Here is a 10,491-nt window from a genome sequence, read left to right as displayed (position 1 = left end):
TCAATTTGCGATTTTGTACGGAGATCGGTTCATCAGGCCGACCTGGTGAAAATCAGGGCCTGCCTAGCGGCAGGCCATTACCGGCCCGAACACAAAAAAACTGACAGTCCCCCGCTGCCGGCTACCGCAACGCACTAAGTGTTGAACACTACATCGACGACGAGATAATCGGTCGATACGATCGCGCCACTGACCGAACATGGCGCTGATCGAAAGCAACGCTATGGCCAGGTGGTCATTACCCCGCGTGCCATTGGAATGCGGTTGAACACCTTTTCCAAGCCTGTGGAGCAAGGCCTACCCTTCGGCACCTGAGTTTGCGCCTGCGAGCTACACTGGGGAGCGCCTGGACATGTTCACGCGCCCCCCAGGAAACCGGCCAATCCTCAGTTAGGAGCCAGGAATTTCCGGAACCCACTCTCCAGAATCCGCTCTCTGCCCGTATGCTGCTTCAGGGCCGCATCGAACCCGGAACGGCGAGCGGTATCAATAATCGCCAACGCCTTAGCGCACTCTGCTTCGCCAACCCTGGCATGCAGGTAGGTATCCGCCCCTATGAAAGCATGGTCGGGGAAAATGCCTGGCTGCTCGGTAACCGCGTAGATGAAAAGCGCCCCCCAGGAATCATAGAGCACATCATAAGGCGGCTTCATGCAGTCAATGCCCATGTGCTGCTTCATCAAGTAATAGCGTTCCCAGCCAGCACTGCCACCCAGCGTCGGATAGTCCGCATTCAGATGGCGATTTCGGGCAATGATGCCTTGTCCGGCAAAAGCCACCGCCATGCCCTCGAAAAACCAGTGAGGCAAGTATGCGTACGGTTCAACGCCATGAAGATGAGACTGGAAAAAATGCACAAGCTCATGGTGAACCAACTGTTCAACCTTGGCAGGGGAAACTGACAGTTCTTCGCTCAAGGCTTGCTCAGTCGGGAACGTCACATGAATACCGACTAGATCACCGGTATTGCCCTTGTAGCCGCCGATATGAAACTCACAAATAGGCGACACATGGTCATCCTTGCTACAAAACTGCACTTTGCAGGCCGCGAATGCCCGGGCTGCCATGGCACTTAGCGCCTCACGGGCCGAGGCACTGAAGCTGGCTTCCGGGGTGAATATGAATTGCATGTTCCGTCCTTGTGACGAGCTGTGATCCCTACTGATCTGGGGACAAAATCTGTAAAAGCAAGCATTCCCCATGATATTCAGACGGTGTCCCTGGAAGTGGGGTAGCTGAATTAGCCCAAAGCCCTGCTACCAAAAGCAGACGTTCTAGGTTGGGTGGTTACGGTTGATTGGAATACCTGCTCAAGTGCAGTGCAATTTCCCTGGCTCTAGCAGGAGCTGATCGCCCACCAGGACTGGCAAGCGCGGCATCCGCAAAGGCTGAAAGTGAAGAGCGATAATCAGATTTACCCCCTTCCTTGTAGTCCATTTCCCAAACATACTCTTGCCGCCTTTTTTCCGTTGCGGTCGCCCTGGCTGGCCCCTAGTCTCGGCGAGTCGCTGGTGTTCAGCGACCGGCTTTGACAGGCTGCGACGGTAATCACGCATACGGTTAGTCTTCAATGGCGGCTGTACGTGTGGGCACGCTTGCGTGCGCCGGAACTTAGTGATTCCGCCGGTCTGTCAACCCGCGTACAGCTGCCACCCTTCTGTTTGACAGCAGGCAGGTGGTGGCAAACCTCAAAGGAATCATACGATGCTAAAGATCGTCCCCGATCCACCCCACAACCACCACTGCCTCGAAGACACCCTCATCCAAGCCACGGAGTACGCCCTGTGCGCCCAGGCTGTGGCGCATCAGGCCATTTCGGTCCAGCAACCCAAATCCCACGCGTCGATTCTGATCATGGCGTTGATGCATGAGATCGAGGCGCTGCGGGTGCTGCTCGAGTCGGCGTTGATTCAGGTGCAGATGCCGCAGCTGGAGCGTCGGGCATTCCACTAGGCCGTTGGTCATGTGTCGCCTGGGCTGGCGCTATCGCGGGGCAAGCCCGCTCCCACGCAACCCCTAGCCCGCAGGGTAATGCCTGCATCCGTGGGAGCGGGCTTGACCCGCGATAGGGTCCGCCCAGGTATCGATCATTTCAGGGAGAGTGAGCAATGAACACAGACGACACCACGCCCCGCACCACTGCGGGCAAAACCAAGTTCTACCAAGGCGAAGGGATGACCGCTCCGCTGTTCTGCATCGAGCCCGGCATCCCCTGCCAGCATGCACGGGACCAGGCCTCGGAGCTGATGGGCTGCGTGCGCGACCTGACCATCGCCGGGATCATGGAGGAAAAGCCGCAACTGCTGTGGGCGTCGTATTACCTGAGCGCGCTGGCCAAGGCGCTGATGGATGATGCGGAGCTTGGGATGAAGCACTAAGGCCTTTGTAGCCTGGGCGGGCCTGTTCGCCGGCCAAGCCGGCGCCTGCAGCGGGGCGTTGGTCCGCTGGACAGGCCGGCCAGTACCCGAGGTTCAACTGCCGAAGAAGCCGGGGCCAAGGATAATCGGGGCCACCATATCAGGGGTTCGCATGCCCGAAGGCGCCATGTAGGGATCATCCATCGGCAGCTTGTCCAAGACCCTCAGCACCGTCTCATCAAGCTGCGAATCGCCGCTGCTTTCGACAAGGGAGACGGCGGGGCGGCCCTGCTCTACCGGGAACCGATACGACACCGTAAGCCTCATCCACTCGGTGTAGCGGAATTTTTTGAGCGACGCATCGCGTTTGATCTTCATTTGCTGAAGGCTCTGGAACCCGCTGATCCAGAGCTGGTTGTACTTCTCCACCTGCGCGGTATCCAACGACATGCCGTTGTCCAGCAACGCACGCATGGCCCCCCACGCGGGGTCACGGAAATTGCGGGTCGTCTGCATGTAAAGGTTCAAGGCGCCCTGCACATCCTGCGGCCCGCCCTTGCCCTGCTCCATCAACCCGCCCAGCCCAACCACACCACCTGGGCCAGCCTGCCTGAAGAGGGCACGCGCCCGGACGAAGTCGACCGGCTCACCGACACCGTCACGCGCCATGCGGCCCAGCTCGACGTAGGCAGTGGGGTCGTTGGGGGCTGCTTGCAGGTAAAGCATGCGAGCGCGGTACAGGTCCTGGGATACCCCGTTACCGGCTTCGTAGAGGGTGCCCAGCAGATGCTGGCAAAGCGCATGGCCTTGCTCGCTGGCCATCGTGACCTGCCGCACGTCGTCCGGCCCTGCAGTTCGGCGACCCAGCACGCGGTAGCAGGTTTTGGACTGCTCATCACTGTGGCTGAAGTCGAAGGTTCCGAGTGCCCCGTACGGGTTGCGCTTTACATCGAGGTAAACCTCATAGACCGTACGAGGTGGCGGCTTGATGTGGGCCTTGACGTATCCGTCGGTGGTCTGGCCGAGCATTTCCAAAGCCTGGCAAACACCGACAGTGGCCATCAGGGCAATGAATGTGAGGTAGCGTGTCATGAGCTGGCGGTGTCCATACGTGTCATGGGGGCGATCCATCAAGGTTGCGCGGTGCGCATGCTAGCAGGGGCAGCCGAGGCGAGTCATTGTCGGTGAAGCCCATGGCCATCATGTTGCGCACACAGCAGAGTGCTGTTGGGGTGAAAGTTCAATGTCGATCGAATCGGACGAATCCCCCCGCGCTTGGTAAACTGGCGCCCATCTACCTTTCCATCGCCTGCCAGCGGCCTGCCGCCTGGCTCCGTCGAGTGCGTGCCCCAGCCTTATGCCATCACCAACTGCCACCTCCCCTGCCCTGCGCCCTGAGCCGTCCCGCCGCTTCAGCGTTGCGCCGATGATGGATTGGGCACATGTTTCACCGAAGCCATAATTTACGAGCCCTCTGGCGAAACCAATTTAATCGCGTACCATTTTTGTACCAACAAGGTAACGAAGGTCGTGAGACCTAGGACCTATTTGCCCCACCTAATTACGGTTTCATAGACGTCGACGAGACCTTCCACTCTCTTTATCAAACAGAAAAAAACTGGCAAAGTGCCACGCAAATTTGCATTCTACTTTTTGCCGAGGAGCACCTGCTATGGAAGCGCCAAAAAACCTCTACAAATATATGAGCCCAGACATCTCTAACAAACTCCTTGTAGGCGGCGAGAAGTGCACAATCAAGTTATCCTTCTTAAAAGATTACAATGATCCATTTGAATTCTTTTTAACGATCGACTACAACCAAGAACCAGAGATTCTTGCATATTACAACGAAATTATCTCAATGGTGACACAGCGACCCGTCACCTGTTTCTCCAAATCACCAATTAGCACTCCGATGTGGGCGCACTACGCCTCAAACTCCGAAGGCTTTGTAGCCGAAATCAATGAGACAGCATTTAATGAATGGCTGGACTCCCAAGGTGCTGACCCAAGCTTTGGCGACATCGATTATAGAGACACCCCTAGCGAAGGAATACTGAACTTACTACAGCAAGCATATGTTACTTGCAAACCACGACACACCGGATGGCTCTGGCAAAGCGTAGGAGCCAGAGCCTACTTCACCAAGCAAACCTGCTGGAGCTATGAGCAAGAGCGCCGACTTATCACCAGCGAGGAAGTAGCAAGCAAAATAAACGCAGGTCTTTCGTTACTATACTTCCCATCAAACTGCGTCACAGCGATAATTGCAGGCGCAAAAGCTTCGAACGATACAAAAGAAACACTTAAGGCAGCAGCAGAATCCATAAACTGTAAATATTTTGAAATGCAAATAGGCAAAAGCTCTACAAGCCCATTTCTATTAGACAACACCAACAGCACACACGTATTTCAAAACGGCGTAATTGCACCGAACCTTGAGAATTGCGACAAGTGCAAAGAACCAAAAACCAATCAAGATTCAAAGCTTTGCTCGTGGTGCAACATCAATGAACGGCACGAAAACAATGCTGCTTCTAGAAACGCATTTCGGACCTTGCACCATGCCGGGATCCTTGACACGTATCTCGACAAGTTTCTCGAGATCGGCAGAAACCTAGGTAAATAGAGGTACCACCTGCATAGCCGACGTGATGGAGCATTAGCAGACACATATCAACCTGAGCCAGCCATGATACCGAAAGGACCGACATCTTGATTGAAAAAAACTCCGAAATAGTCGAACTAAAGCAGGCACTACCGTATCTAGCTGCATATACATTTATTTGCAGCTCTTTCTACCTATACAACTACTGGCTAAACTTTAATATCAACCCTCTACCCTACATATTATTCAATGAAATCATAACAAACTCAAGCTCACTAATCATACAATGCCTTGTCTTTACGCTAATAATCTTAGTGTCCGAAGCAATCAGCCCCACCTCCTTTAGAGACCCTCAGACCAGCCCAGACACAATTAGATATACACTCATATTAAATCTAATTATTGGCTGTCTATCGATTGGGGCTTTTTATGCCTGGGGAGACCAGTACGACTACCTCAAGTACCTGCCAATTTCAATACTGATAGTCGCAGCACGCCCATTGAGCGCATCCAGCTTTTACACAAAATCATTTAGCAATTACTCGATTAGAATTGCGATGGCCGCGCTATCAATATTCCTTCCAGTCAACGCGATAGTCATGTCTTCAGCAAATGCGAGCGACATATTAAACCGTAAGGGCGACTTGGAAACTGTCAGCCGACCCTCCGGGATCTGCAAGAGCGGCTGTATCCTTGCAGGAAAGCTGGGAAATTATTTCATGTTGGTAGACATGAGCAACCGAACCCACATGATCAATAGTAGTGAGATGACTAACTTCACAATATCCAAACAACGCTTTAATAAATAGTGGAGTCTACCTCAACCAAGGATAGGGAATTGAACCCACCCGCGATGAACATGAGACCGCCGCAGGCCCCGTTTTGCTAACGATCCGAACGGCACAAATGGCGCTATACGGCCCCAGACTTGCCCTAAAATCCCCCTAAGCGGTGACGCGGGTTCGAGCTCATTTCGCTCCCACTCAAACAAGAAAATCTTTGGTTGGGCGGTCTTTTGTGGAACGACGCAGATGCTCATGACGCTTTGAAACCGCCTGCAGATAGCACTGATCGCAGCACGCATCTTCGGCAGAGCTGACTATGGCCGAGCTGCTTCGCATTGAATATCGACCACAAACGCAACGGCATACCCAGCGCCCTTTTCGATCAGCTGAGAGGCCTATGACTGTGAACCGTCCAAATCGCTCTCCTATATGATTTTTGAAGGATGGGTTTGCTTGCGCCGCAACGGGTATTGGTTTAGTAGCCAAGGGCAAATCAGAATCCAGACTCGTGCCAGCTGCCTGGTATTCAAACTGCTCCCCCTTTGCGACCACTCGTGCAGCCACTGCATCAACGGGTTTATCATGACCTGCTTTCATTGAGAACTTACCTTTATCTCCGTTATGGTTGAGTGCGCAGCAGCGGGTTCATCGAAGAAGCAAGCCTCCTTCCACAGCTCCTCAAGTAGCTCAAGCTTCAGTAGCATTGCCTGAAGGAATCTGGCCACCTTCCGGAACACAACAATTGCCGGTAGCTCAACGTCTCCATCACTCAGATAAATCTCATGGTGGATAGTCCCGATCGGATCACCTGCCCTCAACTGCCCTACCGGGACAGAGTGCATGCCGATAATTTCTCGTACCTTCAGGCTGGGCCCGTAAGTCGCAATTGCGTGCTTTCCGTTGTTAGTGAGGGCTTGACAAATACCAAGCTCAGGGCAGTCGGCAATCAGGCCTTTCTTGAACTCATCAATCTTTCCAGTTGGACACAACAGTTTTTTCTGCTCACGCGAAAGAGCCGCCCACGCCCAATCGACGACATGCCATGCGGTCACAGCGCTGTTGAAGGCACCGTAGGTCGCGGCCGTTACCGCCGATAGACCCTTACGGCTTTTACTCTGAGCGATCGCCAACTGCATGAGCTCCCAATGCAGCTTGAAAAGCATGTCCCCAACAGTCCTAACACCTATTACCTTGGTTCCAATATCAGCTTGACTAGCTTTCCTACTCATCCCGCTCCTCCCCCTGAGCCGAGCCATTTCGCAAAGTTTCTATCCGGACGAACGCACGAGCAAGCCCTATCACTTAAGCAAATTCATATACCTTTTACGTCGGCAGATTGTGCCCACTGCTGCCGTAGCAATGTGGCACACAATCCACACCACCGCGGATAGTTGCTGCTGAACCCAACACGCATCGCGGCTTCAACTCCTACCGGCACTGTGCGTTCGGCGGGTAGGGCTGGCGGGTAAGGCCACCTACCGGCTCGCCATTCTACTGCTTCATGATTTCACGCACGTAAGTCTGACAGGCTTTCAGCGCGATCACTGCTCGATCGCCTTCGTCGGTGATGGCGACAATTCGCCGAGCATGCGCTGGGTCAAGCTGGGCGCGTAGGGCTCCATCCACCACTCCTCCGGTGCCGGCGGGCGCTCGCACCCCACCGCCACAACCCTGGGCGGTAACGGATCCGGCGTCGACCAGGACTGACAACCGCAGATCAGCAGTAGCCAGCCGGTCGCGCAGGCGAGCCTGAGCTTGTTGGGCATCGTTCATCTCCTTCCAATGGGTTTTACCCTGCACCTGCAGGCGGTCTTCTAGGTCACGCCGGGCGACCTGCTGCTGCTCCAGCTGATCCAGGGCGGCGCTGGCGGCGGCCTCCCGCTCGCGGCTGTGCACCAGGTCTTTCTGCGCAAGCTGCCGCTCGTATTCGGCCTCCTGCTTCTGCAACTCGTCGGCCTGCCACAACCAGGCCAGACGAGCCCCTACCGTCGCCCCAAACAGCAGGGAGAACAGCACACACCGCGCTCCGAGCGACATCAGATCAGCACCTGCTCGGCACGCTTGTAGATGGCCAGGCGGTCGTCCTGGCCGTTTAGCCCACCGTTGATACGGCGGGTGATGGCTTCAAACGCCGCCGGCCCCTTGTCGGCCAGCGAGTTGAGGCCGGCCTGGTGCCAGAACCAGCCGGCCGAGTTGGCCGCGTGCTCGGGGCGCTCGAGCAGTTCGGGACGGGCGAGCAGGTCGAGGCCCAGGGCTTCGCCGCAACGCTTGTAGTTGTCATGCCCGGTGACCTGAACCAGGCCACGGCCGCGATACTTCTGGCCGTCGCCGTCGGCCTCGGGCGTGTTGCCCAGCCGGGCAGCGAGCTTGCCGGTGTCGTACCTGGCCAGGTACTGGTCGTTGCCCAGCTCACGGACGTAGCGCAGCTGGCCCGACTCATGCCCGATCTGGGCGAGGAAAGCACGCTTACGCAGCGGGGTGACAATGCCCCACTTGACCATTGCCGCATTCAGGACGGGAAGAAAAACGCCGGCTTGAGTGCCGGCGTTGGGGAGGATGTGCTGCAGCTGCTTGAGGGTGACAGTCATGTTGGATCTCCTGCAGTGGCCGCTCAGGCCAGGTTAACGTCGACCACCTTCAGTGGCTTGTCGGATTTCTTTTTCTTGCCCTTGGCTTTCGCCTTGCCCTTCTTGCCGCCGTTGCACTCCACCGCCGTAGTCCAGCCGGAGGCATCGAACGTCTGCTCGACGCTGTCGACCAGGTACTCACCGTCCAGGCCTATCTTGAAGCCCTGGGCGTTGATGACCCGCTCGGCAAACAAGTCGGTGCGCCCCGCCATCTGCAGGCGCACGCCGGCCGTGCTGCGATTGAACGCGGCCAACTTGGCCTTGGCGGCCTGTTCGGCGGCTGTCTTGTCGGGATAGATGTGGCGGTCGGTATGGACTGCCGGCAGATTGCTGGGCGCTTCGTCGTTGGCCAGCTCGACCACCACCAACTTGCCGCTCTTCTTGTCCTGGTGCTGGGTCTTCACTGCCTTCTGTGCGCTGCGATCGCCGAGCTTGAACTGCCACCGGCTCACATCGGCCGGGGTGATTGTCACCGTGCCAAACGCCTTGCCACTGGCATTTACGCTGGCCTCGCGCGGCATCACCAACAACTTGCCGTCACCGACCTTCGCCGTGCAGTCGTACTGCTTGGCCAGGCGCGTGATGAAGTTGAAGTCCGATTCATTGCGCTGGTCGACGCGGTCGACCTTCGTCTGCACCGGGCAGACTGGTGCCCACCCGTTGCGGGCGGCGATGTCGCGCACGATCTGCGACAACGGGACGTTCTCCCAGCTACCGCTGCGCGTGGTCTTGCCGGTACCCCGCATATCGCTGGCCTTGCCACGGATCACGATGGTGCGCGGCGGGCCTGAGACCTCGATCTCGTCGACCGTGTAACGACCCAGGCGGGCCAGCGCCCGACCGACATAGCCCAGGTGCACCTCGATGCCGGCACCTCGCCCGGGCAACGCCACGGCCGCGTCGCGGTCATCGATGCGCAACTCGAACTCGTCGGAATCCATCCCCGGTTTATCGGTCGTGCGCAACAGCAGGAGCCGGTCATTGATCAGCGCCGTGATGTCCTTGCCATCGGCGACGATGCGAAACGTAGGCTGCATGTAGCCTCCAGAATGAAAAAGCCCCGCACGGGGCGGGGCTTGTGAGTGGGCGGGATCAGCCCCAGAGCAGCACCGTCTCGATCGACGGTACCGGCAGATCCGGCAGGCGGATCAGGATCCCCGCACGATAGGGCTGCACTTCATCGGCCAACCCCTGGTTGGCCTGCATCACCAGCTCGACGGTACCGTTGAGGTGGCCGTAATGCTGGTAACACAGCGTGTCGAGCAGATCTCCGTCAGACGTTCTGCATGTCTTCGCCATACTTCACGAACTCCAGTGAGAACCCTTGTTTGCGCGGAATGCCGCCACCCAGTAGCGCGCTCTGTTCCTCGTCGGCACTGACCAAGCACCAGGTGCCCAGCACGTCGCCATAGCCGGTGATCAGCGTCACCGGCTGCAGCGTGCGGATGATCGCGCGGATCGTATCGAGCTGCTTGAGGCCGCCCTTAAACGTCGGGAAGATCGCCCCCTTGAGGCTCAACTTGTCCTCACCGTGGCCCACTGCCTGCTGGGCAATGTCACGGGTCAGGCGCTCCTGCGCGGCCCAGCGCGCCGAAGTCTGCCGGCGCAACTCATCGAACGCCGCCGTGTTCAGGTTGAAGTAGTACGGCGGCGCCTTCGGATCGAGCGGCTGCAGGATCAGCAGGTGCGGGAACGGCTGGACCGCCTCCGCTGCCGGCGTCATGCCCGCCGAGCCAGTGGGCAGGATGTTGGCCAACGACGGACTCACCTGCCCGGCTATGCGGTTGATCGCTGCCGAGGCCTTGCCAGCCTGCTCCTTCAACGAACCGAGGCGTTCCTGCACCGCCGCCGCACCACTGACCACCTGGCTGTACGTCGATGCCACCCGGCCCACGACAGACTGCGCGGCATTGATCGCTCGCATGGTCCGTTGCATTTTCTGGCCGATGGCCGGGCCAATCACCGGAATCCCTTCCAGCTCAGAGGCCGCGCCGGTCATGTCACTGACCGCACCATTCAACGGCCCGAGCATTCCATCGAGGCTGGTACGGCCAGCCTCCCCCGCCTCGATCAACGACGAGAGCGCCGAGCTCATGGACTCCATGTAGGGCATG

11 protein-coding genes are annotated in these 10,491 nt (G+C 57.3%); 3 read left to right on the top strand and 8 right to left on the bottom strand.

Features of this window, described 5'->3' with window-relative positions; translation table 11 throughout:
• Positions 1–386: 386 nt before the first annotated feature.
• Positions 387–1,130: a hypothetical protein gene (locus ABE459_RS16640; protein ID WP_323830530.1), complete on the bottom strand. Its 744-nt coding sequence runs from the start codon at positions 1,128–1,130 to the stop codon at positions 387–389.
• A 574-nt stretch (positions 1,131–1,704) separates the two neighbouring features.
• On the opposite strand from ABE459_RS16640, the gene ABE459_RS16635 reads away from it, so the two are divergent.
• Both ABE459_RS16635 and ABE459_RS16630 read left to right on the top strand, forming a co-directional pair.
• On the top strand, positions 1,705–1,953 hold the full coding sequence (locus ABE459_RS16635) for a hypothetical protein (RefSeq protein ID WP_323830529.1): 249 nt from the start codon (positions 1,705–1,707) through the stop codon (positions 1,951–1,953).
• Positions 1,954–2,108: 155 nt separating this feature from the next.
• The gene (locus tag ABE459_RS16630; RefSeq protein ID WP_125463394.1) at positions 2,109–2,378 is read left to right on the top strand and encodes a DUF3077 domain-containing protein; all 270 of its coding nucleotides are present in this window, start codon (positions 2,109–2,111) and stop codon (positions 2,376–2,378) included.
• A 93-nt stretch (positions 2,379–2,471) separates the two neighbouring features.
• On the opposite strand, the gene ABE459_RS16625 is transcribed toward ABE459_RS16630, so the two are convergent.
• Positions 2,472–3,449, bottom strand: coding sequence for a hypothetical protein (locus ABE459_RS16625; protein ID WP_323830528.1), 978 nt, complete (start codon positions 3,447–3,449; stop codon positions 2,472–2,474).
• Positions 3,450–4,029: 580 nt separating this feature from the next.
• Here ABE459_RS16625 and ABE459_RS16620 point away from each other — a divergent pair.
• Positions 4,030–4,986: a DUF2971 domain-containing protein gene (locus ABE459_RS16620; RefSeq protein ID WP_346648109.1), complete on the top strand. Its 957-nt coding sequence runs from the start codon at positions 4,030–4,032 to the stop codon at positions 4,984–4,986.
• A gap of 1,357 nt (positions 4,987–6,343) precedes the next feature.
• On the opposite strand, the gene ABE459_RS16615 is transcribed toward ABE459_RS16620, so the two are convergent.
• From ABE459_RS16615 to ABE459_RS16590, 6 genes are all read right to left on the bottom strand, one after another.
• Positions 6,344–6,913, bottom strand: coding sequence for a hypothetical protein (locus ABE459_RS16615; RefSeq protein ID WP_346648108.1), 570 nt, complete (start codon positions 6,911–6,913; stop codon positions 6,344–6,346).
• Between the two features lie 328 nt (positions 6,914–7,241).
• Positions 7,242–7,787 (bottom strand): lysis system i-spanin subunit Rz, encoded by a 546-nt coding sequence (locus ABE459_RS16610; RefSeq protein WP_346648107.1) that lies wholly within the window; start codon positions 7,785–7,787, stop codon positions 7,242–7,244.
• On the bottom strand, positions 7,787–8,338 hold the full coding sequence (locus ABE459_RS16605; protein WP_346648106.1) for a glycoside hydrolase family 19 protein: 552 nt from the start codon (positions 8,336–8,338) through the stop codon (positions 7,787–7,789). The genes ABE459_RS16610 and ABE459_RS16605 overlap by 1 nt, the downstream gene beginning before the upstream one ends.
• A gap of 23 nt (positions 8,339–8,361) precedes the next feature.
• A complete protein-coding gene (locus tag ABE459_RS16600) occupies positions 8,362–9,414 on the bottom strand; it encodes a contractile injection system protein, VgrG/Pvc8 family (protein WP_346648105.1) in 1,053 nt (350 codons plus the stop codon).
• 55 nt (positions 9,415–9,469) lie between these two features.
• On the bottom strand, positions 9,470–9,676 hold the full coding sequence (locus ABE459_RS16595; protein ID WP_125858053.1) for a tail protein X: 207 nt from the start codon (positions 9,674–9,676) through the stop codon (positions 9,470–9,472).
• Complete coding sequence (locus ABE459_RS16590; protein ID WP_346648104.1) at positions 9,651–10,490, bottom strand: phage tail protein; 840 nt, start codon at positions 10,488–10,490, stop codon at positions 9,651–9,653. The genes ABE459_RS16595 and ABE459_RS16590 overlap by 26 nt, the downstream gene beginning before the upstream one ends.
• Between the last annotated feature and the right edge of the window lies 1 nt (position 10,491).

It is taken from the genome of Pseudomonas sp. TWI923, from assembly GCF_039673365.1.
Lineage (GTDB): Bacteria > Pseudomonadota > Gammaproteobacteria > Pseudomonadales > Pseudomonadaceae > Aquipseudomonas > Aquipseudomonas sichuanensis.
Note: the sequence above shows the minus strand (reverse complement) of the source record. Positions and strands in the feature narration are given on the sequence as shown.

Coding starts and splice junctions, on each gene's coding strand:
- ABE459_RS16615 (WP_346648108.1), bottom strand. CDS start 6,913: ATGCTTTTCAAGCTGCATTGGGAGCTCATGCAGTTGGCGATCGCTCAG.
- ABE459_RS16630 (WP_125463394.1), top strand. CDS start 2,109: ATGAACACAGACGACACCACGCCCCGCACCACTGCGGGCAAAACCAAG.
- ABE459_RS16590 (WP_346648104.1), bottom strand. CDS start 10,490: ATGCCCTACATGGAGTCCATGAGCTCGGCGCTCTCGTCGTTGATCGAG.
- ABE459_RS16640 (WP_323830530.1), bottom strand. CDS start 1,130: ATGCAATTCATATTCACCCCGGAAGCCAGCTTCAGTGCCTCGGCCCGT.
- ABE459_RS16620 (WP_346648109.1), top strand. CDS start 4,030: ATGGAAGCGCCAAAAAACCTCTACAAATATATGAGCCCAGACATCTCT.
- ABE459_RS16595 (WP_125858053.1), bottom strand. CDS start 9,676: ATGGCGAAGACATGCAGAACGTCTGACGGAGATCTGCTCGACACGCTG.
- ABE459_RS16600 (WP_346648105.1), bottom strand. CDS start 9,414: ATGCAGCCTACGTTTCGCATCGTCGCCGATGGCAAGGACATCACGGCG.
- ABE459_RS16610 (WP_346648107.1), bottom strand. CDS start 7,787: ATGTCGCTCGGAGCGCGGTGTGTGCTGTTCTCCCTGCTGTTTGGGGCG.
- ABE459_RS16635 (WP_323830529.1), top strand. CDS start 1,705: ATGCTAAAGATCGTCCCCGATCCACCCCACAACCACCACTGCCTCGAA.
- ABE459_RS16605 (WP_346648106.1), bottom strand. CDS start 8,338: ATGACTGTCACCCTCAAGCAGCTGCAGCACATCCTCCCCAACGCCGGC.
- ABE459_RS16625 (WP_323830528.1), bottom strand. CDS start 3,449: ATGACACGCTACCTCACATTCATTGCCCTGATGGCCACTGTCGGTGTT.